Here is a 21,019-nt window from a genome sequence, read left to right on the forward strand (position 1 = left end):
TGTCCTAACTGGCACTGGGCGCCGCCGCACGGGCGGCCTGGCGGCGGTGGAACAGGCGCTCCAGGGCCAAGTATATGACCGGGGTGGTGAACAGCGTCAGCGCCTGGCTCACCAGCAGGCCGCCAACCACGGCGATGCCCAGTGGCTGGCGCAGCTCGGAACCGGTGCCGAAGCCGAACATCAGCGGCACCGCGCCGAGCAAGGCGGCCAGGGTGGTCATGATGATCGGCCGGAAGCGCGTCAGGCAGGCCTGGTGGATCGCCTGCTCCGGGGTCAGGCCCTGGCGGCGTTGGGCTTCGAGGGCGAAGTCGATCAGCAGGATGCCGTTTTTCTTGACGATACCGATCAGCAGCACCACGCCGATCAGCCCCATGATGCTGAAGTCCTGGCCCATGGCCCACAGCAGGATCAGTGCGCCGAGGCCGGCCGAGGGCAGGGTGGAGATGATCGTCAGCGGGTGGACGAAGCTTTCGTACAGCACGCCGAGGATGATGTACACCGCCACCAGCGCAGCCAGGATCAGCCACGGCTGGCTCGACAGCGAACTCTGGAAGGCCTGGGCCGCGCCCTGGAAGTTGCCGCTGATGGAGTCGGGCATGCCCAGCTCGCGCTGGGTACGCTCGAGGATGGTCACCGCATCGCCCAGGGCCACGCCCGGGGCCAGGTTGAACGACAGGTTGGCCGCCGGGAACAGGCCATCGTGGCTAATCGACATCGGCCCGGTGCTGGGCGGCGCCACATGGGCCACTGCCGACAGCGGCACCATCTCGTTGGTCAGCGGCGAGCGCAGGTAGAAGTAGTTGAGGCTTTCGGCCTTGCCGCGCTGGCGGGCATCCAGTTCGAGGATCACCTTGTACTGGTTGGTCTCGGTCTGGAATTCGCTGATCTGCCGCTGGCCGAAGGCGTCGTACAACGCCTGGTCGACGTCGGTGGTGGTCAGGCCGAAACGTGCCGCGGCCTGGCGGTCGATATCGATGCGGGTGACGCTGGCACCCAGCTGCAAGTCGTTGGACAGGTCGCGGAATGCCGGGTTTTCGCGCAGGCGCTCCGTCAGGCGCTGGGTCCACAGGTTCAGCGCCATGCCGTCGTTGCTCTTGAGCACGTACTGGTACTGGGTGCGTGACGGGCCGGAGCTGAGGTTGATGTCCTGGCCGGCACGCATGTACAGGACGATGCCCGGAACCTGGGCCAGCTTGGGTCGCAGCCGGTCGATCAGTTCGCTGGCCGACACATCGCGTTCGCCTCGCGGCTTGAGGGCGATCCAGAAGCGGCCGTTGGCGATGGTCTGGTTGCTGCCGGTGACGCCCACCGAGTGGGAGAACGCGCGCACCGCCGGGTCGGCCTCGATAATTTTTGCCAGCGCTTGGTGCTTCTCGATCATCGACGGGTACGACACATCCGCCGCCGCCTCGCTGGTGCCGAGGATGAAGCCGGTGTCCTGCAGCGGGAAGAATCCCTTTGGTATACCCACGTACCCGGCCACCGCCAGGGCCAGGGTCAGGCCGAACATGCCGAGGGTCAGGCGCTGGTGGGCGAGGGCGCGGTCCAGGCCCTTTTCGTACCACCTGACCAGCCGCTCGCCGAAGCCGCCCTTGTGCTCTCCGGGCGGGCGGCGCATGAACAGTGCGCACAGGGTTGGCGCCAGGGTCAGCGAAACCACCACCGAAATCAGGATGGTGGCGGTGGCGGTAAGGGCGAACTCCTTGAACAGCCGGCCGACCACGCCGCCCATGAACAGCAGCGGGATGAACGCGGCGATCAGCGAGAAACTGATCGACACCACGGTGAAGCCGATTTCCCCGGCGCCCTTGAGCGCGGCAGTACGGCTGTCTTCGCCGGCCTCCAGGTGGCGGTGGATGTTCTCCACCACGACGATGGCATCGTCGACCACGAAGCCCACCGAGATGACGATGGCCACCAGGGTCAGGTTGTTCAGGCTGAAGCCGAAGATGTACATCAGCGCGCAACTGGCGATCAGCGATACGCCGAGCACGCTGGACACCACCAGGGTCGCCGACCACTGGCGCAGGAACAGCGCCATTACCCCGATCACCAGGGCCACGGCGATCATCAGGGTCAGCTCCACTTCATGCAGCGAGGCACGGATGGTCTGGGTGCGGTCTTGCAGCACCGACACTTCGACCGAGGCTGGCAGCATCTCCTGCAGCTTGGGCAGGGCAGCCAGTACCCGGTCCACGGTATCGACGATGTTGGCGCCAGGCTGGCGGAAAATCACCAGGTTCAGCCCGGGCTGGTCGCCGGACCAGGCTTTGACATAGGCGTTCTCGGCACCATTGATCACCTTGGCCACGTCCTTCAGGTGCACCGGTGCACCGTCACGGTAGGAGACGATCAGTTGGGCGTAGTCGTCGGGGTGGAACAACTGGTCGTTGGCGGCGATGGTCGACACGCTGTGTTCGCCGTACAGCGCACCCTTGGCCAGGTTCAGGCTGGTCTGCTGGATGGCCTGGCGCAAGTCGGCCAGGGTCAGGCCGATGGCGGCCAGTTTCTCGGGTTGCGCCTGCACGCGAATTGCGGGGCGCAGTTGCCCGGTGATGTTGATCAGGCCGACCCCGTCGATCTGGCTCAGCTGGCGCGCAAGCAGGGTTTCGGCGTAGTCGCTGAGGTCGTTGCCAGGCATCTGGCTGGAGCTGACCGTCAGCACCAGCACCGGGCTGTCGGCCGGGTTGACCTTGCGCCAGGTCGGCGGGTTGGGCAGGTCTTGTGGCAGGCGCGCGGTGGCGGTGTTGATGGCTGCCTGCACTTCCTGGGCAGCGGTGTCGATGTTCTTGTCGAGCGTGAACTGCAGGATCAGGTTGGTCGAGCCCAGTGCGCTGCTGCTGGTCATCTGGGTCATGCCGGGGATGGCGCTGAACTGCACTTCCAGCGGCGTGGCCACCGACGAGGCCATGGTTTCCGGGCTGGCGCCAGGCAGTTGCGCGGTCACCTGGATGGTCGGGAAGTCGGCTTCCGGCAGGGGGGCCACCGGCAGGCGCGGGAAGGCGATGGCACCCAGCAGCACTAGGGCGAAGGTCAGCAGCAGGGTGGCGATGGGGTGGTCGATGCACCAGGCCGAAACACCGTTGCGTGTGTTCATGGCTGGCCCCGGCGGTCGGCCATTTCCGAAGGCGCGGGGGCGTCGGGGGCCACCTCGACCCGTGAGCCAGGCTTGAGCCGCGACTGGCCATCGAGCACCAGGCGTTCGCCCGGCTTGACCCCGGCAATGATGTTCAGCCCGCTGTCCTGATACAGCACCTTGACCGGCACACTGGTGACCTTGTCACCGTCCAGGCGGTAGACGAAGTGCCCGTCGACGCCGCGCTGTACCACAGGCGGAGGTACCACCAGGGCGTTTTCTTCCACGGCGGTACGCAGGCGGATGGTGACCAGCTGGCCCGGCCACAGGCGGCCGTCCTTGTTGTCGAATTCGGCTTTTACCCGAACGGTGCCGGTGGTGGCGGAAATCTGGTTGTCGATCAGTGCCAGGTGGCCTTCACCGAGCAGGTTGCGTTCGCCGTCGGCATCCATGTAGGCCTGCACCAGTGCCGGGGTGGGCGCCTTCAGCAGGCTTTGCAGAGTCGGCAGCATTTGCTGCGGCAGGGCGAATTCGACGGCGATCGGGTCGATCTGGGTAACGCTGAACAGGCTGCGGGTATCGCTGGTACGCACCAGGTTGCCAGGGTCCACGTTGCGAATACCCACCCGGCCGGTCACTGGCGAGCGGACTTGGGTGTATGACAGCTGCACTTCGGCATTGGCGATGGCTGCCTGGTTGCCCTTGACTGTCGCTTGCAGGCGGTTGACCAGCGCCTGCTGCTGGTCGAGGGTCTGCTTCGAAACGCCATTGTCGGTACTCAGCAGGCGGTAGCGCTGCAGGTCGACATTGGCTACCTGGATCTGCGCCTGGCTCTGGCCGAGTTCGGCGCGGGCCTGGTCGAGGCTGGCGCGGATGGCGCGGTCGTCGAGGGTGGCCAGCAGGTCGCCTTCCTTCACCCACTGGCCTTCCTTGACCAGAACCTGGGTCAGTATCCCCTCCACTTGCGGGCGCACCTCGACGCTGTGCAGCGACAGCACCGAGCCGATGGCGCTGGCATAGCGCGGCACGTTCTGCTGGACGACACTGACCACGCGCACCGGGATGGCGGTTTGCGCGCGGGTGGCAGGTGCTGGCTGGCGCTGGCCGAACCAGATGCCCGCTACCGCCAGGACAAGGAGCGCCAGGGCGGCGAGGATGACAGGGCGGGGCGGTCGTCGCATCGGTGCGGGCACCTTGGCCAGATGGGTGGGGAGCGGTTGTCTGTATTCAAGCTTATAGCCCCCGAACCGGGTCGGCAGCGTGACTGCTGGCTGACAGTGCTGTCAGTTTTGCGCCCTTTGGTCATGCGCGGATTTCTTTTGTGGGAGCGGCCTTGCGTCGCGAAAGGGCTGCAGAGCAGCCCCAGCAATATCAGCGCCATGGCCAAAATCCCGGGGCTGCTTCGCAGCCCATCGCGACACAAGGCCGCTCCCACCCTGACCGCGTCGACCTGAAGCCATGTGTTATCCCTGTCGGGCTTGCCGGCGATAGGGTCGGTACTGCTTACCTAGAAACCGATGAAGGCGTAATACACCGGCGGCTCGTTGGTGATGCGCAAACCCAGTTCCTGCAAGCTCGCCACCATCGGCACATCCTCCACATGCAGGGTCCACTGCGCCTGGTCATCCTCCGGCTCCTGCGCCAAGGCTGCAGCAAATGCTCCCATGTCCGGCAGGTAGGCGGTAAACCCGTTGCCCTTGAGCGCACTGGTGGTCATGCCCAGCGCCTGGCACACCGCCACTTTGGCGGCGATGTCCTCGCGGTCGGCCTGGCGAGAGGCCTGCACCAGCGCCTCCAGCCCGGCATCCACCAGTTGTCTGCCGTGAATCAGCTCCGGCCCCTGCTGCCAGGCTTCCGGCGGGCAGTCCTTGCTGGCCGGCCGCAGCGGGATATGCGGGTTGATTTCCACCGGGTAGATGCGACATACCAGCGGCCGCTGGTCATAGATGGTGCACAGATCGTTGTCGTCGAGGTTGCGGCAGCGTCCGGGGTTGAACGCGGCAAAGGTCACCGAGACGCGTATTTCGCTGTCGCCGCAGGGCACGGGATATGAACGACGCAGCACATGATCACGCTGTTCTACCGGCATGCCAGGGCCGTCCGCCACGAAGGCTTCGATCAACACCACCACCTGGCCGTCGTTGTCCGCCCAGCGGCGCGCTTCGGCCAGGGTCAAGGGCACGTGGTGGCCGGTACAGCACTTGCCGCAGCCGGTGCAGGCAAAACGCAGGCTGTCGGTCACTTGACCTCCGGGCTCCATTCGCTGACGAAGGCGCGCTGGTGCTGGCGGTCGTACAGGCACAGCTCGGTACCGGTACGCTGCTGCATGTGCTTCTGGGGGTAGACGCCTTCGATCAGCAGGGCGCTCATGCCGACCTGGTCATCGAACTCGGCGGGCTTGCTGCGGGCGTGGGCATCCTTGAACTGGCTGGCGGCCAGGCAAGCCTTGAGCATCTGCTGGCGCTGTTCGTTCCAGGCCTGGCTGCTGGAGGCCTGGGCGATACCGCTGACGAGGGCGCAAGTGATCAGGATAGAGCTGAGAAACTTCATACGCGATTCCGGCAAATTACTTGCGAGGGGCGCGAATTATGCCCGACTCGACCCCGGCGGCAAGCCGGGGAGTTTGTCTCCGAATATATCAGCGCTCGGCGAACACCACGGTGCGCGCCGCCACCACCAGACAATCGGTCAGCTCCGGCGAGGAGAACTTTGTGAGGATGGCATTGGCCCCGGCCTGGGTCGCCTTTTCGCTGCTCATGGCGCTGTCCAGCGAGGTGTGCAGCAGTATGTACAGGTGCTGGAAGTCGGGGGTTTCGCGCAGGGTGCGGGTGAAGGCGTAGCCGTCCATTTCGCTCATTTCGATGTCGGAGACGATCACGTTGATTTCCTGCGCGGTGCCTTGCAGTTCCAGCAATACGTTGATGGCATCCTTGGCGCTGCGCGCGGTGTGGCATTCGATGCCGAGGTTGCGCAGGGTGTGCACCGACTGCTGCAGGGCCACCTGGCTGTCGTCCACCACCAGGATGTTGGCGGCGGCCAGCAGGCTGGCGTCTTCCTCGCTCAAGGTACCGTGAGGCTGCTCTGGCACCGGCGGGGCGATGGCATGGATGACTTTTTCGATGTCCAGCACCTGAACAAGGGTGTTGTCGACCCGGGTTACGCCGGTGATGAACGAGCGGCTGCCTGAGCCGTAGGGTGGTGGTTTGATGTCGGTGCTCAGGCAATGCACGATGCGGCTGACCGCCTGCACATGCAGGCCCTGGCGCGAGCGGCTGATCTCGGTGACGATCAGGCAGCCGCCGTCCGGGTCGGCCAGCGGCCGTTCGCCGATGGCGCGGGACAGGTCGATCACAGACAGCGGATTGCCGCGCAGGGTCGCCACGCCTTTCACGTGAGGGTGCGATTCGGGCAGCTTGGTCAGCGGCGGGCAGGGGATTATCTCGCTGACCTTGAGCAGGTTGATTGCCATCAACTTGCCGCTGCGCAGGGTGAACAGCAGCAGGGACAGCGAGTCCGCGCGGGCATTTTGCGTGGCCATGGTGACCTTCGTGGGGAACAGGGGATAACCGGTTATCGGCCTGTTTTGGTCGGGCTTTAGTCATTTTGCACCGAGCCAAGGAATGCTCTGGACCCTGTGGGAGCCACTGTCTTACTCAATTTCCAAAAGGCTGGCGCGATCCCTGTGGGAGCGGGCTTGCCCGCGAACACCGGCGCAGCCGGTGCCATGCACCGCGTTGGATTCTTCGCGGCTAAAGCCGCTCCCACAGGGTACGCGGATTGCCCACAGGTACAGCGCCGGTTTCAATCAACGCAGCCCCAGCCGACGGGCCAGACGACTAAGGTTGGCGCGGTCCAGGCCGAGTTCCCGGGCCGCCGCTGCCCAATTATCTTCGTGTCGCTGCAGGCAGGCCTCTATCACCTGGCGCTGGTAGTCGTCGACGGCTTCGCGCAGGCCCCCCTCGGGTAGCGGTGCCGTCGGCAGGGGCGCGGCAGGGGAGGGCGGGGTGCCGGGCGTTACCGTTGCGCGCAGGTCCAGGTCGATGGCCTCCAGGGTGAGGATGCGTGGCCTGTCGGAATGCTGGCCCAGCGCCTTGAGCGCCGAGCGACCGATCAGGTGTTCCAGTTCACGCACGTTGCCCGGCCAGTCATAGGCCAGCAGTGCAGCCTGGGCCTCGCTGCTCAGGCGCAAGCTGTTCAGACCCAGCCGCGAGCGGTTCTGTTCGAGAAAGTAGCCGGCCAGTAGCAACACATCGCGCCCACGTTCGCGCAACGGCGGCACGTGCAGCGGGTATACGCTGAGGCGATGGTAGAAGTCGGCGCGGAAGTTGCCAGCGCGTACTTCTGCCGCCAGGTCGCGGTTAGTCGCGGCGATCAGGCGCACATCCACCCGGTGCTCGCGGTCCGAGCCCAGGCGCTGCAACTGGCCGCTCTGCAGCACCCGCAGCAGCTTGGCCTGCACCGTCAGCGGCAGTTCACCGACCTCATCCAGGAACAGCGTGCCGCCATTGGCGAGTTCGAACTTGCCGCGGCGTTCGCCATGGGCGCCAGTGAAGGCACCGCGCACATGGCCGAACAGTTCGCTTTCGACCAAGGTGTCGGGCAGGGCGGCACAGTTGAGGCTTACCAACGGTTTGCCAGCGCGGTTACTGGCCTGATGCAGGGCTTGGGCCACCAACTCCTTGCCGACGCCGGTCTCACCGGTGATCAGCACGGTCAGGTCACTGCCACCGACCAGGCGGATTTCCTCCACCAGGCGCTTGTGCGCGGGGCTCTGGCCAATCAGCTCCTTGTCCTGGCCGCTGGCCTGGCGGTAGATCTCCGCGCGGTGGTGTTCGTCTTCCGCGCGCAGGGCCAGGTGCTCGATGCGCTCGGCCACGGTGACCGTGGCGGCGGCCAGGCTGGCGAAAGCCTGCAGGGCGCCCAGTTCCAAGCTCTGGAACTGCCCTGGGGTCAGCGCATCGAGGGTAACCAAGCCCCAAGGGCGCTCGTCGACCATCAACGGGCAACCCATGCAGTCATGTACTTCCAGGTTGGCGTGGGGGGCGTTGACCAGGCCGTCGTAAGGGTCGGGCAGCTCGGAATCGCTGGCGAAGCGGGTGGGTTCCGGGCTGCTGAGCAGAATCTGGAAGCGTGGGTGTTCGCTGACCCGGAAGCGCCGGCCCAGGGTATCGGGGCTCAGGCCGTCCACCGCCAGCGGCACTAGCCACTCGCCATCCAGGCGCAGCAGCGCGGCGGCATCGCAGGGCAGCAACCCACGCATGGCCTGTAGCAGGCGGCGATAGCGTTCCTGGTCGGGCAGGTCCCGGGAGAGGTCGCTGACCAAGGGTAGCAGGGTGGTGAGCAGGGGCTTCGTGGTCATATGGACTCCTGTGGGTCGATATGACTATACGTTGGGGTGGGTCGTTTTGACATGACCTGCGTCAACCCCCTGATTTTGCTGGAGATAAAAGTTGGCATGATTGATGTAACAGCTCGGGCAGTCATTTGAAGCCACAGGCTCAGGAGTTGTTGCAATGCTCAATGCCGAACAACGTGCAATCATCAAGGCCACTGTCCCCCTGCTGGAAAGCGGCGGCGAAGCGCTGACCACGCACTTCTACAAGATGATGCTCAGCGAGTACCCGCAAGTGCGACCGCTGTTCAACCAGGCCCACCAGGCCAGCGGTGACCAACCGCGCGCCCTGGCCAACGGCGTGCTGATGTATGCCCGCCACATCGACCAGCTGGAGCAGCTTGGCGGCCTGGTCGGCCAGATCATCAACAAGCACGTTGCCCTGCAGATTCTGCCGGAGCACTACCCGATCGTCGGCAGCTGCCTGCTGCGTGCCATCGAAGAAGTGCTGGGCAAGGAAATCGCCACCCCCGCCGTGATCGACGCCTGGGGCGCGGCCTATGGCCAGCTGGCCGACATCCTGATCGGCGCGGAAGAGAACCTTTATAAACAGAAGGAAGAAGCCGAAGGCGGCTGGCGCGGTACCCGTGAATTCCGCCTGGTACGCCGTGAGCAGGAAAGCAGCGAAATCGTTTCGTTCTATTTTGCCCCGGTGGATGGCAAGCCGGTGCTCAAGGCCGAGCCTGGCCAGTATATCGGCCTGAAGCTGGACATCGACGGCGCCGAGCAGCGCCGAAACTATTCCCTGTCGGCGCTGTGCGACGGCAAGGAATACCGCATCAGCGTCAAGCGCGAGGCGGGTGGCAAGGTCTCCAACTACCTGCACGACGTATTGGCGGTGGGCGATACCCTGCAGCTGTTCCCGCCGGCTGGCGACTTCACCCTGGCTGCGAGCGACAAGCCGCTGGTACTGATCAGCGGTGGCGTGGGTATTACCCCGACCCTGGCAATGCTGCAGGCGGCACTGCAAACCCAGCGTGAGGTGCATTTCATTCACTGCGCCCGTAACGGCGCCGTGCATGCCTTCCGCGACTGGATCGACGAGCTGGCCGAGCGTCACCCTCAGCTCAAGCGCTTCTACTGCTATGCAGAGCCGCAGGGCGGTGCCGCGGCTGATGCCGTGGGCCTGCTGAGCGAGGACCTGCTGGCCGAGTGGCTGCCGCAGGAGCGTGACGTGGATGCCTACTTCCTCGGGCCCAAGGGCTTCATGGCGGCGGTCAAGCGCCAGCTGAAGGGCCTGGGTGTGCCGGAGCAGCAGAGCCGTTACGAGTTCTTCGGGCCGGCGGCTGCGCTGGAGTGATGTAGCGCCTGCACTGGCCCTTTCGCGGGTGAACCCGCTCCCACAGGTACCCCACTGCGCCGGAGACCTGCGCGATCCCTGTGGGAGCGGGTTTACCCGCGAAAGGGCCGGCACAGGTTCATGAAACATTCATCCCAGCTGCTGGGCCCGCACCTCACGTCCCTGCCTATATAAAGGAGAGATGAAAGCGACTGTGCAGCTTTCATCTTTAATCCTCCTTTAATCACGGTATCCTTCACTCCCGGGTGTCGAGGGGCTTGCCCCTGCGCGGCACCCGGGCAGCCGCTTTTTTGCCGCCCGGCGTTGAACCGACGTCGTTGCGGCCGGTCTCAGCCACACCGGATAGCCCTGCGCAGCGCTATCACGCCGCTTCCTCGGCACGCTCAAAGGCCCTGCCCAGCGTGTAGACTTGCGCCAGGCAGGCGGATCACGCTGCCACTATCCATCGAAGGAATCGGCAATGAACGAACAAACATCGCGCCTGAATCGGGAACGGCGCTTTCTGGTACTGTTGGGCCTGATCTGCATTTCGCTGATCGGTGGCGCCCTCTACATGCAGGTGGTCCTGGGCGAGGCACCATGCCCGCTGTGCATCCTGCAACGTTATGCGCTGTTGTTCATCGCCGTGTTCGCCTTCATCGCCGCGGCGATGCCCGGGCGCCGCAGCCTGACCTTCTTCGAGGCACTGGTGGTGCTCAGCGCCATTGGCGGAATCGTTGCGGCCGGCAACCATGTGTATATACTCGCCAACCCCATGGTCAGTTGCGGCATCGACACCCTGCAGCCGATCGTGGACGACCTGCCGCTTGCCAAGCTCTGGCCGCTGGTGTTCCAGGTCGACGGCTTCTGCAGCACGCCGTACCCGCCAATCCTCGGTCTGTCGCTGGCGCAATGGGCGCTGGTGGCGTTCGTCCTGACAGCTGTCCTGGTTCCGCTCGGGATCTATCGCAACCGACGCCGGGCTTAGACAAAAGTCCCGAATTGCATGCGGTCTTTTACGCCGCATGAGAAGAGGGGAAATTCGCTCCCCGCTTGATCCAGATCAACCCAGAGGCCTTGCAGAATGCGGCTTTGGGGCCTATCAAGCGGGGTGCGACAAACTGTCGCGAAGTTGAATTTTTGAGCAGTATTGTTGCGGATTCTGTAAAGGACTGTTGCTCAATAAGTCATAGTCAAGGGTTGGCGACCTATCTACAATCGCCCCCAATTTCCGTTCGGCACTGCTTGCGAGTCGCAGGATTGAAGGAAGCCCCAGCGCTCCTTTTTGCTGACTTCGTCAAGTTTCGCCCAACGGCGATACCGGGCGGATCCCCCTCCGCGTTTTCCCGCACCAAATGGACTTGGTCTGAAGTACAGGCCTGTTGCCTACGAAACCATAAGCACCGCTAACACGCTTTGACGCCAAGGTCCTGCAGCCGGACCCGGGCAGGAGCGAGTACGGGCGCGAATTGCCGCACTTGGCAGGACGAAGTGTTGGCTACCAAAACACAAATTGCATTGAAGCAAGCTGATCTAGAGGTCGTGAGATGAGTAAAAAGCGTTACCCCAGACTGTTTGGCATATTGCCCTTTTTAGGCATGCTTTTACTCAGTGGGTGCAACTGGACCCTGCTCGACCCGAAAGGTCAGGTCGGCATTGAGCAAAAGAACCTGATCCTGATCGCTACCGGCCTGATGCTGCTGGTGGTGATTCCTGTCATTATCATGACCGTGGTTTTCGCCTGGAAGTACCGTGCTTCCAACAAGGCTGCCACCTACACCCCTGACTGGTCGCACTCGACCAAGATCGAAGCCGCGGTGTGGATCATCCCGATCCTGATCATCATCGCCCTGGGCTACTTCACCTACCACTCCACCCACAAGCTGGACCCGTACCGTCCGCTGGATTCCGATGTGAAGCCGGTGCAGATCGACGTGGTCGCGCTGGACTGGAAGTGGCTGTTCATCTACCCGGAGCAGGGCATTGCCACGGTCAACAAGATCGTCTTCCCGGCTAACACCCCGGTCAACTTCCGCGTCACTTCCGACGCCGTGATGAACTCGTTCTTCATCCCGGGCCTGGGCGGCCAGATCTACGCCATGGCCGGCATGACCACCAAGCTGCACCTGATCGCCAACGAAAACGGCGAGTTCGACGGTATCAGCGCCAACTACAGCGGTGCTGGCTTCACCGGCATGAAATTCAAGGCTACTGCCACCTCTCAGGAAGACTTCGATAAGTGGGTCGCCGAGGTCAAGCAGTCGCCGAAGAAGCTGGACAAGGCCGAATACGACGCCTTGGCCAAACCAAGCGAAAACAACCCAGTCGCGCTGTATAGCGAGGCTTCGCCTGACCAGTTCCAGCTGATCGTCGACAAGTACGAAGGCATGAACCGCGGTCGTCCGAGCCACGAAGAAGCAGGCAGCAAAGATCTGGCCACTACCAAGGGTGTGGAATCGAGTATGCAACCAGCTGCCGGTGCAGAGGAGTAAGAGATGTTCGGTAAACTAAGCCTGGAGGCGATACCCTATCACGAGCCGATAGTCATGGTGACGCTTGCCATGATCGCGCTCGGTGGTATCGCTGTCGTCGGTGCTATCACCTACTTCCGCAAGTGGTCCTACTTGTGGAGCGAGTGGTTGACGACTGTCGACCACAAGAAAATCGGGGTGATGTACATCATCGTCGCGATGGTCATGCTGCTGCGCGGCTTTGCCGACGCCATCATGATGCGTACCCAGCTGGCTGCCGCTACCGGTGGCTCCGAAGGCTACCTGCCGCCTGAACACTATGACCAGATCTTCACCGCTCACGGTGTGATCATGATCATCTTCATGGCGATGCCGTTCTTCACCGGCCTGATGAACCTGGCGGTTCCTCTGCAGATCGGTGCACGTGACGTTGCCTTCCCGTTCCTGAACTCCCTGAGCTTCTACCTGCTGCTGGCAGGCGTGCTGCTGGTCAACATCTCGCTGGGCGTTGGTGAATTCGCCAAGACCGGCTGGGTTGCCTATCCGCCGCTCGCGGGCATCCAGTACAGCCCTGGGGTGGGTGTCGACTACTACATCTGGGCGCTACAGCTATCCGGATTGGGTACGACGCTTACCGGCGTGAACTTCCTCGTCACCGTGATGAAGATGCGCGCACCTGGCATGAAGCTGATGGACATGCCGATCTTCACCTGGACCTGCACCTGGGCCAACGTGCTGATCGTGGCTTCCTTCCCGATCCTGACCGCTGCACTCGCTCTGCTGACTGTTGACCGTTATCTGGACTTCCACATTTTCACCAACGAGCTTGGTGGGAACCCGATGATGTACGTCAACCTGTTCTGGGCGTGGGGTCACCCTGAGGTGTACATCCTGATCCTGCCGGCCTTCGGTGTGTTCTCGGAAGTTACCTCCACCTTCTCCGGCAAGCGTCTGTTCGGCCACCACTCGATGATCTACGCATCGGGCGCCATCGCCGTGCTGGGCTTCGCCGTATGGCTGCACCACTTCTTCACCATGGGTGCCGGCGCCAGCGTCAACACCTTCTTCGGCCTGGCGACGATGCTGATCTCCATTCCGACCGGTGTGAAGCTGTTCAACTGGCTGTTCACCATCTACCAGGGCCGTCTGCGCTTCACCGCGCCGATCATGTGGACCCTGGGCTTCATGATCACCTTCTCCATCGGTGGCATGACTGGCGTTCTGCTGGCTGTTCCAGGTGCTGACTTCGTGCTGCACAACAGCCTGTTCGTAATTGCTCACTTCCACAACGTGATCATCGGTGGTGCTGTATTCGGCTACATCGCCGGCTTCGCCTACTGGTTCCCGAAAGCCTTCGGTTTCACCCTGAACGAGAAGTGGGGCAAGGCTGCCTTCTGGTTCTGGATCTCGGGCTTCTACGTAGCGTTCATGCCGCTGTACGCCCTGGGCTTCATGGGCATGACCCGTCGTCTGAACCACTCCGACAACCCACTGTGGGAACCCTACCTGTACGTAGCCGTTGTCGGCGCCGTGCTGATCCTGTTCGGTATCGCCTGCCAGCTGATCCAGCTGTACGTATCGGTTCGCGACCGCAACCAGAACCTGGACGTGACCGGCGACCCATGGGGCGGCCGTACCCTGGAATGGTCGACTTCGTCGCCACCTCCGTTCTACAACTTCGCCCACATGCCTGAGAAGGTTGGCCTGGATGCCTGGCACGAAGCCAAGGAAGCCGGCGTTGCCTACAAGCCTGCGGCCAAGTACGAAGCGATCCACATGCCGAGCAACACCTCTACCGGTTTGTTCATGGGCCTGTTCCTGACCGTCTTCGGCTTCGCCTTCATCTGGCACATCTGGTGGCTGGTTGGCGCGAGCCTGGTTGCAACCATCGCTGTCTTCGTTCGCCACGCTGCGCGTGACGACCAGGGCTACATGGTTCCGGCCGAAGAAGTGGCGCGCATCGAAGGCGAGCGCATGAAAGCGCTGGCCAAAGCAGGTGCTCTGCCTGCCGGCGCACGTGTCGAATCGTTTGAGCGGGTGTAATCAATGTCCAGTCAAGTAATGCACGGTGCTGCTCATGGTCACGACCATGGGCATGACGACCACCACCACGACTCGGGCCAGATGACCGTACTCGGTTTCTGGCTGTACCTGATGACCGACTGCATCCTGTTTGCGTCGCTCTTCGCCACCTACGCGGTGCTGTCCGGCAGTTTTGCCGGCGGCCCGTCGGGTCATGACATCTTCCAGCTCGATTTCGTAGCTGTTGAAACGCTGTTCCTGCTGCTGTCCTCGATCACCTTCGGCTTCGCCATGCTGAAGATGTTCGATGGCAAGAAAGCTGGCGTACTGGGCTGGTTGGCTGTGACCTTCCTGTTCGGTGCAGGCTTCATCGCGATGGAAATCTACGAGTTCCATCACCTGATCGCCGAGGGCTTCGGCCCGCAGCGCAGTGGCTTCCTGTCGGGCTTCTTTGCCCTGGTAGGTACCCACGGTCTGCACGTGACCGCCGGCCTGATCTGGATGGCAATCATGATGTACCAGATCAACAAGCACGGCATCACGCCGACCGCCAAGACCCGCATGAGCTGCCTGAGCCTGTTCTGGCACTTCCTGGACGTGGTCTGGATCTGCGTATTCACCGTCGTCTACCTGCTGGGAGTTCTGTAATGGCTAACGCACACGACACTCATCACGAAGGTAACCACGGCAGCGTCAAGTCGTACATGATCGGCTTCATCCTGTCGATCATCCTGACTGCGATCCCGTTCGGCCTGGCCATGTCGCCAAGCCTGCCGAAGAACCTGACCGTTCTGATCATTGTTGCCATGGCCGTGATCCAGGTAGTAGTGCACCTCGTGTACTTCCTGCACATGGACCGCTCGAAAGAGCAACGCAACAACGTTTCGACGTTCCTGTTCACCACTCTGGTGATCGCTCTGCTTGTCGGCCTGTCGCTGTGGATCATGTTCAGCATCCACTTCGAAATGTTGGCCAAGTGAGGTAAGACTGCATGTCCGTTAAGCACTTTATCCAAATCACCAAACCGGGGATCATTTTCGGTAACGTGCTTTCCGTGGCAGGCGGTTTCTTCCTTGCCTCGAAGGGCCATGTGGATTTCGCCCTGTTCCTGGCGGTGGTGATCGGTACTTCGCTGGTGGTCGCGTCCGGATGCGTGTTCAACAACTGCATCGACCGTGACATCGACCACAAGATGGAGCGCACCAAGAACCGCGTCATGGTCCAGGGCGGCATGTCGCTGCCCCTCGCGCTGATCTACGCCACCCTGCTCGGGGTGGCGGGTTTCAGCCTGCTGTATGTCCAGGCCAACCCGCTTTCGGCGTTCTGTGCGCTGATCGGCTTCATCGTCTACGTCGGTTTCTACAGCCTGTGGCTGAAGCGTAAATCGGTGCACGGCACCTTGGTCGGCAGCCTGTCTGGTGCCATGCCTCCGGTGATCGGCTATTGCGCCGTCAGCAACAGCTTCGACCTGGCTGCGGTTACCCTGCTGGTGATGTTCAGCCTGTGGCAGATGCCGCACAGCTTCGCCATCGCCATCTTCCGCTTCAAGGATTACAGCGCTGCCAACATTCCGGTCCTGCCGGTGGCACGTGGCATCCTCGCGGCGAAGAAGCAGATCGTGCTGTACGTGCTGGCCTTCGTGCTCGCGACCCTGATGCTTACCCTTGGCGGTTACGCCGGCCTCGGCTACCTGGCCGTGGCAGCAGCCATGGGCCTGTACTGGCTGTACATGGCCTGGGGCGGCTACAAGGCCGAGGACGACAGCAAGTGGGCCCGCAAGGTGTTCGGCTTCTCCATCCTCACCGTCACTGCCCTGAGCGTGATGATGGGCGTGGACAGCCAGACTGCTGCGGACGTGCTGATGACTTACGCACGCTGAGACTGCTGCCTGTTTCACGAAAACCCCGGCCTTTGTGCCGGGGTTTTTTTATGGGCGTTTTCCTGTGCCGGCCTCTTCGCGGGCTTGCCCGCTCCCACAGGTGCGGCGCAAGTCTCAGGACGGTGAGCAACCCTGTGGGAGCGGGCAAGCCCGCGAAGAGGCCGGCCCTGAAAACATGAGATTCAAATATTTTCAAAAAATACAGCTGAAAAGTTATATAAAAACGGGAAATTATCCTTTACAGGATTACCGTTTCGGCACTATCTTCTGACCCAGGCCGCCGCATCGGCCAACGTCGCTCGGACGGTTCCGGGCGCTTACGTACTCAGAGGAAGCCATGGCCAACCCAGGTTCGCCGCGCCGCTTTGCGCGCATCGATCGTCTCCCCCCTTACGTCTTCAACATCACTGCCGAGCTCAAGATGGCCGCCCGCCGCCGTGGCGAGGACATCATCGACCTAAGCATGGGCAACCCCGATGGCGCCACCCCGCCGCACATCGTCGAGAAGCTGGTGCAGGTCGCCCAGCGTGAAGACACCCACGGCTACTCCACCTCCCGCGGCATCCCGCGCCTGCGTCGGGCGATCTCCAACTGGTACAAAGAACGCTACGAGGTCGACATCGACCCGGAAAGCGAAGCCATCGTCACCATCGGCTCGAAGGAAGGCCTGGCGCACCTGATGCTGGCTACCCTCGACCAGGGCGACACGGTGCTGGTGCCCAACCCCAGCTACCCGATCCATATCTACGGGGCGGTGATTGCCGGTGCCCAGGTGCGTTCGGTGCCGCTGGTGCCGGGAGTGGACTTCTTCAACGAGCTCGAGCGGGCCATTCGCGAATCGATCCCCAAGCCGAAGATGATGATCCTCGGCTTCCCTTCCAACCCCACCGCTCAGTGCGTGGAGCTGGACTTCTTCGAGCGCGTGGTGGCCCTGGCGAAGCAGTACAACGTGCTGGTGGTGCATGACCTGGCCTACGCCGACATCGTCTACGACGGCTGGAAAGCCCCGTCGATCATGCAGGTGCCGGGGGCCAAGGACATTGCGGTGGAGTTCTTCACCCTGTCCAAGAGCTACAATATGGCCGGCTGGCGGATCGGTTTCATGGTCGGTAACCCCGAACTGGTAAGCGCCCTGGCGCGGATCAAGAGCTACCACGACTACGGCACCTTCACCCCGCTGCAGGTGGCCGCCATTGCTGCACTGGAAGGTGACCAACAGTGTGTGCGCGACATTGCCGAGCAATACCGCCAGCGCCGCAACCTGCTGGTGAAAGGGCTGCACGAGCTGGGCTGGATGGTCGAGAACCCCAAGGCCTCGATGTACGTGTGGGCGAAGATCCCGCCAGAGTATGCGCACCTGGGCTCGCTGGAGTTTTCCAAGAAGCTGCTGGCCGAGGCCAAGGTGTGCGTGTCGCCGGGGATCGGCTTTGGTGACTATGGTGACGACCATGTGCGCTTTGCCCTGATCGAGAACCAGGACCGTATTCGCCAGGCGATTCGCGGGATCCGGCAGATGTTCCGGGCTGATGGCCTTATCCGCAAGTAAGCCATGGGGGCCGCTTTGCGGCCCTTTCGCGACACAAGGCCGCTCCCACAGGTACAGCGCAGTTTTCAAATGCTGCGCTGTACTTGTGGGAGCGGCCTTGTGTCGCGAAAGGGCTGCAAAGCAGCCCCGACGGACTCAAAGGCTACCTTTCCGCCTGCACCCGACCCATCAGCCAACCTACCTTCAGCACTCATTTCTCACTAAAGAGATCCCCCATGAGTGTCTTCACCGCCTACTTCTGCGGCACTGGCTCCCACCGCTTCGACGACGCCAACCCCAACTTCTGGAACGGTGAACTGGTCTCGACCCTGGCCAGCAACGACCAGGGCCGCGAATTCGCCCACTGGATCGCCGTGGACGGCCCCGGCAGCGGCAACCTCCAGGATGACAACCTGTTCGTCGAGCCCGGCGGCTATTTCAACTGGACCGGCCAGCTGTTTGGCCGCGGTTGGGAAGAGAACGTCAACCATGTGCTGCAGGTGATCAAGGGTGAAAGCAGCTGGCAGCGCACCAAGCTGAGCGAGGAAGAATACCAGCGCCTGAAGGACGCTGGCGTACCCATCCCGGATGTGTCTTCTACCGCCTCCTGGTTCTGGCGTACCTACGACTACGGTGATCGGCATCCAACTCCGCAGGAATTGCAGGAGCGCATCATCAGCATGTTCCGCAAGCCACGCTTGCCGACCCAGGTGAACCTGGTGGGCTGGAGCAGGGGAGGGATCAGTTGCCACATGCTGGCTAACGCCATGGCGCAGGACCCTGTGTTGCGCGGCATACCGGTGAACATCTTTGCCATCGACCCGGTGCCGGGAGTTGGCAATGTACAGGTCGAGCGCGTAACGCTGACTGATAACGTCAAAGAGTATGTAGGCTTCTACTCGCGGGATGAGCGCTCCAAGGGTTTTGCTTGCGTGATTCCTATAGTCGCAAGCGATACGCGGATATGTGTCTACCCGATGCCAGGCCGGCATGCCACGTTGGTGGGTAACGCCTCGGCGGATGGTGCGGGCGACGGCAAGGTGTTGGTGGAGCCGGGGTTGATCGTTCGCCATTTTGCCGAGGTCTGCCTGACCCGCTGGGGTGTGCAGCTGGACAAGCGCCTGGCCTTGGGCGACAGCCAGTTGATGAAGTATCACCAGCTCATGGCGGCGGCTGACAAGCAGTATCAGGCCATGCGCAGTGCGTCCTACACTGTACTCACCGAGGGCGAAATGCACGACCGGCTGGTGCACTGCGGCGAAGCGCGTACCTACTTCAGCAAGGTGCAGGGAGGGGAGTACGACCCGAGCGCAGGTTTGGCTTTGCAGCGTTGGGATGCCGCGACTTACAAGGCCATCTGCTAGCACTAACGGGCGGCCGGATCAGCGGCAGATTTTTTTGCATTGCCCCTCTATCCAGCCGCCCCCGCTTGGATTGAAAATGGCGCCGCGGGCCAGCCCCGATAACAACAACCTTCCTCCGTGCCATCATGTCCGAATATAACCCTTGCCTTGACTGCGGCGCCTGCTGCGGGTACTTCCGTGTGTCCTTTTTCTGGGGTGAATGCCAGTCTGCCGGGGGCCTTGTGCCGGACGACCTGGTGGTACAGATCAACCCCACCCGCGTTGCCATGATCGGCACCGATGCCAAACCCTGCCGCTGCGTCAGCCTTGAGGGCGAGATCGGCAAAGAGGTGGCTTGTAGCATTTATGCCAACCGGTCCAGCCCGTGCCGCGAGTTCGAGGCGTCGTGGGAGGGTGGAGTGCATAACCCCAGTTGCGACGATGCGCGGGCCGCGTATGGGCTGCCACCGCTGACCCCGCCAGAGGCCAATGAGCCGCATTGGCCGGATGATGGGGCTGAGGTGGCCTGATCGTACTTCGCTAGCCTGTACCGGCCCTTTCGCGGGTGAACCCGCTCCCACAGGAATCGCGCCGCTTTCAAGGTTGGTGCAGTACCTATGGAGACCATGGGTACCGCCGCCATTTCAAGGCCAGCGCAGTACCTGTGGGAGCGGGTTCACCCGCGAAAGGGCCATAAGCTGTAAGAAGATTCTGAACTTGATACCAAATGCTTCAGGTTCTCTAGGATTGGGAATTATCCTACGACCTCAGTCGGATGCCGTCTGATAGGCAGGGAAGAATCACAGCGGTAATTTCGCCGTTCGCCCAAATGGCGAGCGAGTGTGAGAACTCGTTGTTGGTTGTCTTCCTGCCAGTTCATGGCAGCTGTGCGCGTGCAGGCTTCGGCCTGACCGTGGTGACTCCAACACGGGCTTCTCACCACGCGCACGGCTGCCGCCCAAATCTGTGAGAAGGATTCAGGTGGTTGCTCCTTTGAACACATTGGAGTTGATCATGAACAAACCCGTACCTGACCCACCCGTTTCAGACCTTACCTACCAAGCCGCCAAGTCCCAGGCCACTCAGGTCATGGACAACCTCTCAGGCACCATCCTCCAATACCTCGACGCCGAAGCCCCAGCCCTGCGTTCCAGCCTGCTGGAAGCGATGTCTGCCCAGACCGACCTGCTACAAGCCCTGCTAGCCCAGATGAAAGCGCTGGAGGCCAAAGCATGAGCGACCACCTGAAATCCCGCACCACCGCCGGCGTGGAAAAATTCCTCGAGCTGTACCGGGTAGAGCCGGGCGTTCCGCTGGATCTGGCATTCGACGAACTGTCGGTGCTGATCGGCTGCATCAAGCACCTGAACGAAGAGGCCGAGATGGAAGGCGACAAGATCGCCGGCAGCGCGGCGCGGATTCTGAGTGCCATGGCCAAGGCGCTGATCAATGATATGGAAGTGGGGTTGAATCGCGGCGCCTGAAAGATCCTGGGGCCGCTGTGCGGCCCATCGCGACACAAGGCCGCTCCTACAGGGGTACGCGATTCCCTGTAGGAGCGGCCTTGAACTGGCCTAATGATCCCGGACACCTCTTAAGGGCGATATGATTCGCCCAATCAGGAGGTTTCATGCAAGAACGAAAGACCTACACCCGCGAGTTCAAGCAACGTGCCGCCAGCATGGTTCTAGATGACCACTGCTCGATTCCCGACGTCTGCGCATCAATGGACGTCGGCCCTACAGCCCTGCGCCGCTGGGTTGATCAGGTACGTAAAGAGCGACAGAAGGGCCAGCCAGTAGCCGGTACCAAAGCGATCAGCGACGAACAGCGAGAGCTCCAGCAGCTGCGAGCTAAGATCAAGCGCCTGGAGACCGAGGCTGAAATCTTAAAAAAGGCTACGGCTCTCTTGATGTCGGATCCCGATCGTTTTTCCTGATCGAGGAACTGAGAGAGTCAGGCTCGTATCCGACCAGCCTCCTTTGCAGTGCGCTGAGCGTGTCCCGTAGCGCGTTTTATGACTGGCTTCGCC

The 21,019-nt window shown here is 62.3% G+C and carries 19 protein-coding genes; 13 read left to right on the forward strand and 6 right to left on the reverse strand.

Going from position 1 to position 21,019, the window contains the following annotated elements; translation table 11 throughout:
• Window positions 1–4 precede the first annotated feature (4 nt).
• The 6 genes from JV551A3_RS05870 to norR all read right to left on the reverse strand — a co-directional run bounded on the left by JV551A3_RS05870 (window position 5) and on the right by norR (window position 8,435).
• Complete coding sequence (locus JV551A3_RS05870; RefSeq protein WP_133970306.1) at window positions 5–3,097, reverse strand: multidrug efflux RND transporter permease subunit; 3,093 nt, start codon at window positions 3,095–3,097, stop codon at window positions 5–7.
• Window positions 3,094–4,257: an efflux RND transporter periplasmic adaptor subunit gene (locus JV551A3_RS05875; protein ID WP_133970307.1), complete on the reverse strand. Its 1,164-nt coding sequence runs from the start codon at window positions 4,255–4,257 to the stop codon at window positions 3,094–3,096. Before JV551A3_RS05875 ends, JV551A3_RS05870 begins: the two co-directional genes overlap by 4 nt.
• 326 nt (window positions 4,258–4,583) lie before the next feature.
• Window positions 4,584–5,318, reverse strand: coding sequence for a YkgJ family cysteine cluster protein (locus tag JV551A3_RS05880; RefSeq protein ID WP_133970308.1), 735 nt, complete (start codon window positions 5,316–5,318; stop codon window positions 4,584–4,586).
• Window positions 5,315–5,626 carry a hypothetical protein gene (locus JV551A3_RS05885; RefSeq protein WP_133970309.1) on the reverse strand — a complete coding sequence of 104 codons (312 nt, stop codon included), beginning with the start codon at window positions 5,624–5,626 and terminating at the stop codon, window positions 5,315–5,317. Before JV551A3_RS05885 ends, JV551A3_RS05880 begins: the two co-directional genes overlap by 4 nt.
• An 88-nt stretch (window positions 5,627–5,714) precedes the next feature.
• A complete protein-coding gene (locus tag JV551A3_RS05890; RefSeq protein ID WP_133970310.1) occupies window positions 5,715–6,614 on the reverse strand; it encodes a chemotaxis protein in 900 nt (299 codons plus the stop codon).
• A gap of 267 nt (window positions 6,615–6,881) precedes the next feature.
• Window positions 6,882–8,435, reverse strand: coding sequence for a nitric oxide reductase transcriptional regulator NorR (gene norR / locus JV551A3_RS05900; RefSeq protein WP_133970311.1), 1,554 nt, complete (start codon window positions 8,433–8,435; stop codon window positions 6,882–6,884).
• A 154-nt stretch (window positions 8,436–8,589) separates the two neighbouring features.
• On the opposite strand from norR, the gene hmpA reads away from it, so the two are divergent.
• The 13 genes from hmpA to JV551A3_RS05980 all read left to right on the forward strand — a co-directional run bounded on the left by hmpA (window position 8,590) and on the right by JV551A3_RS05980 (window position 20,926).
• Window positions 8,590–9,768, forward strand: coding sequence for an NO-inducible flavohemoprotein (gene hmpA, locus JV551A3_RS05905; protein ID WP_133970312.1), 1,179 nt, complete (start codon window positions 8,590–8,592; stop codon window positions 9,766–9,768).
• Window positions 9,769–10,228: 460 nt separating this feature from the next.
• Window positions 10,229–10,735, forward strand: coding sequence for a disulfide bond formation protein B (locus JV551A3_RS05915; protein ID WP_112252038.1), 507 nt, complete (start codon window positions 10,229–10,231; stop codon window positions 10,733–10,735).
• Between the two features lie 559 nt (window positions 10,736–11,294).
• Window positions 11,295–12,239, forward strand: a complete 945-nt coding sequence (gene cyoA / locus JV551A3_RS05925; RefSeq protein ID WP_015268993.1) for a ubiquinol oxidase subunit II — start codon at window positions 11,295–11,297, stop codon at window positions 12,237–12,239.
• Between the two features lie 3 nt (window positions 12,240–12,242).
• Window positions 12,243–14,261, forward strand: coding sequence for a cytochrome o ubiquinol oxidase subunit I (gene cyoB, locus JV551A3_RS05930; protein WP_112252044.1), 2,019 nt, complete (start codon window positions 12,243–12,245; stop codon window positions 14,259–14,261).
• A gap of 3 nt (window positions 14,262–14,264) precedes the next feature.
• A complete protein-coding gene (gene cyoC / locus JV551A3_RS05935; RefSeq protein WP_025337745.1) occupies window positions 14,265–14,888 on the forward strand; it encodes a cytochrome o ubiquinol oxidase subunit III in 624 nt (207 codons plus the stop codon).
• Entirely contained in the window at window positions 14,888–15,220 is a 333-nt protein-coding gene (gene cyoD / locus JV551A3_RS05940; protein WP_003259128.1) for a cytochrome o ubiquinol oxidase subunit IV, read from the forward strand. Before cyoC ends, cyoD begins: the two co-directional genes overlap by 1 nt.
• A gap of 11 nt (window positions 15,221–15,231) precedes the next feature.
• The gene (gene cyoE / locus JV551A3_RS05945; protein WP_025337747.1) at window positions 15,232–16,119 is read left to right on the forward strand and encodes a heme o synthase; all 888 of its coding nucleotides are present in this window, start codon (window positions 15,232–15,234) and stop codon (window positions 16,117–16,119) included.
• 337 nt (window positions 16,120–16,456) lie between these two features.
• Window positions 16,457–17,665: an alanine transaminase gene (alaC, locus tag JV551A3_RS05950; RefSeq protein WP_133970476.1), complete on the forward strand. Its 1,209-nt coding sequence runs from the start codon at window positions 16,457–16,459 to the stop codon at window positions 17,663–17,665.
• Window positions 17,666–17,880: 215 nt separating this feature from the next.
• Window positions 17,881–19,008, forward strand: a complete 1,128-nt coding sequence (locus tag JV551A3_RS05960) for a hypothetical protein (RefSeq protein ID WP_133970474.1) — start codon at window positions 17,881–17,883, stop codon at window positions 19,006–19,008.
• A 125-nt stretch (window positions 19,009–19,133) separates the two neighbouring features.
• On the forward strand, window positions 19,134–19,517 hold the full coding sequence (locus JV551A3_RS05965; protein ID WP_112252047.1) for a YkgJ family cysteine cluster protein: 384 nt from the start codon (window positions 19,134–19,136) through the stop codon (window positions 19,515–19,517).
• A gap of 484 nt (window positions 19,518–20,001) precedes the next feature.
• Entirely contained in the window at window positions 20,002–20,223 is a 222-nt protein-coding gene (locus tag JV551A3_RS05970; RefSeq protein WP_177421252.1) for a hypothetical protein, read from the forward strand.
• Window positions 20,220–20,471, forward strand: coding sequence for a DUF3077 domain-containing protein (locus JV551A3_RS05975; RefSeq protein WP_110678793.1), 252 nt, complete (start codon window positions 20,220–20,222; stop codon window positions 20,469–20,471). The genes JV551A3_RS05970 and JV551A3_RS05975 overlap by 4 nt, the downstream gene beginning before the upstream one ends.
• A gap of 146 nt (window positions 20,472–20,617) precedes the next feature.
• A complete protein-coding gene (locus tag JV551A3_RS05980; RefSeq protein WP_133970486.1) occupies window positions 20,618–20,926 on the forward strand; it encodes a transposase in 309 nt (102 codons plus the stop codon).
• Window positions 20,927–21,019 lie beyond the last annotated feature (93 nt).

It is taken from the genome of Pseudomonas inefficax, from assembly GCF_900277125.1.
Lineage (GTDB): Bacteria > Pseudomonadota > Gammaproteobacteria > Pseudomonadales > Pseudomonadaceae > Aquipseudomonas > Aquipseudomonas inefficax.

Bases quoted from the DNA above. Each gene is read 5' to 3' on its own strand.
- JV551A3_RS05870 (WP_133970306.1), bottom strand. From the start codon at position 3,097: ATGAACACACGCAACGGTGTTTCGGCCTGGTGCATCGACCACCCCATC.
- JV551A3_RS05875 (WP_133970307.1), bottom strand. From the start codon at position 4,257: ATGCGACGACCGCCCCGCCCTGTCATCCTCGCCGCCCTGGCGCTCCTT.
- JV551A3_RS05885 (WP_133970309.1), bottom strand. From the start codon at position 5,626: ATGAAGTTTCTCAGCTCTATCCTGATCACTTGCGCCCTCGTCAGCGGT.
- JV551A3_RS05890 (WP_133970310.1), bottom strand. From the start codon at position 6,614: ATGGCCACGCAAAATGCCCGCGCGGACTCGCTGTCCCTGCTGCTGTTC.
- norR (WP_133970311.1), bottom strand. From the start codon at position 8,435: ATGACCACGAAGCCCCTGCTCACCACCCTGCTACCCTTGGTCAGCGAC.
- hmpA (WP_133970312.1), top strand. From the start codon at position 8,590: ATGCTCAATGCCGAACAACGTGCAATCATCAAGGCCACTGTCCCCCTG.
- JV551A3_RS05915 (WP_112252038.1), top strand. From the start codon at position 10,229: ATGAACGAACAAACATCGCGCCTGAATCGGGAACGGCGCTTTCTGGTA.
- cyoA (WP_015268993.1), top strand. From the start codon at position 11,295: ATGAGTAAAAAGCGTTACCCCAGACTGTTTGGCATATTGCCCTTTTTA.
- cyoB (WP_112252044.1), top strand. From the start codon at position 12,243: ATGTTCGGTAAACTAAGCCTGGAGGCGATACCCTATCACGAGCCGATA.
- cyoC (WP_025337745.1), top strand. From the start codon at position 14,265: ATGTCCAGTCAAGTAATGCACGGTGCTGCTCATGGTCACGACCATGGG.
- cyoD (WP_003259128.1), top strand. From the start codon at position 14,888: ATGGCTAACGCACACGACACTCATCACGAAGGTAACCACGGCAGCGTC.
- cyoE (WP_025337747.1), top strand. From the start codon at position 15,232: ATGTCCGTTAAGCACTTTATCCAAATCACCAAACCGGGGATCATTTTC.
- alaC (WP_133970476.1), top strand. From the start codon at position 16,457: ATGGCCAACCCAGGTTCGCCGCGCCGCTTTGCGCGCATCGATCGTCTC.
- JV551A3_RS05960 (WP_133970474.1), top strand. From the start codon at position 17,881: ATGAGTGTCTTCACCGCCTACTTCTGCGGCACTGGCTCCCACCGCTTC.
- JV551A3_RS05965 (WP_112252047.1), top strand. From the start codon at position 19,134: ATGTCCGAATATAACCCTTGCCTTGACTGCGGCGCCTGCTGCGGGTAC.
- JV551A3_RS05970 (WP_177421252.1), top strand. From the start codon at position 20,002: ATGAACAAACCCGTACCTGACCCACCCGTTTCAGACCTTACCTACCAA.
- JV551A3_RS05975 (WP_110678793.1), top strand. From the start codon at position 20,220: ATGAGCGACCACCTGAAATCCCGCACCACCGCCGGCGTGGAAAAATTC.
- JV551A3_RS05980 (WP_133970486.1), top strand. From the start codon at position 20,618: ATGCAAGAACGAAAGACCTACACCCGCGAGTTCAAGCAACGTGCCGCC.